This window comes from Arthrobacter sp. 08Y14 (genome assembly GCF_002929455.1).
In the GTDB taxonomy this organism is placed as follows: domain Bacteria; phylum Actinomycetota; class Actinomycetes; order Actinomycetales; family Micrococcaceae; genus Arthrobacter_B; species Arthrobacter_B sunyaminii.
In genome coordinates, this window is the sequence record NZ_PJIX01000031.1 from 1 (window position 1) to 673 (window position 673).

1 protein-coding gene is annotated in these 673 nt (G+C 58.8%); it reads left to right on the forward strand.

The window, feature by feature from the left end:
* Positions 1–389: FCD domain-containing protein (locus CXR03_RS18895; RefSeq protein ID WP_146070559.1), on the forward strand; the 389-nt coding region annotated here is incomplete at its 5' end.
* Between the last annotated feature and the right edge of the window lie 284 nt (positions 390–673).

The window sequence follows — 673 nt, forward strand, 5'->3', positions numbered from 1 at the left end:
ATCGTCTCGAAGCCCTGGCGGATGCGCGTTACGATCCGCAACAGGGCGAGAGCGTGCAGTCCTTCGTCAAGGCCAACCGCGACTTCCATCTGGCGATCGCCGAGGGCGCGAACAATCCCCGGCTTCTGGCGCTGGTTGCCGCGCATCTAGATGAGTGCACGCGTCTCTTTTACCTTGGTGCCGTCAGCCGCGACGTCAATCCGGAAACCAGCGCCGACCACCGGCGTATCGTCGATGTCCTACGTCTGCGCGATCCGGATCTCGCCCGTGCGGCGATGGTGGAGCATAGCGAACACACACAGAAGGGCATTCTGAAGGCATTGATTTCCAGCGACACTACAGCGTGGACGCTGGGATGTGGGGGGGGGCGGAAGGCCATCCTTCTGTGACGTTGCGTCTTTCGCAATGCGCTCTGACTTCGTGCATAAGAGGTACCGTGTCGTACAACTCACTGTGCAATAAGACCGCCGCAACCAAAATTACCAAAACAAATCTTCAACCGGCTCCAGGACAATGGTGGCGGTTTTGCGTTTATTGCTTCCGCAAGCTTCCCGAGACCTTCTGGATTGACCTCCACCCTGCTCCAATCCCCAAAAACTGGAGGGACAGGGGGCGCAGGGCACTTCATCAGCCCTCTCCGATCGACGTCCTTCCCCATGTTCGACCAGCACTC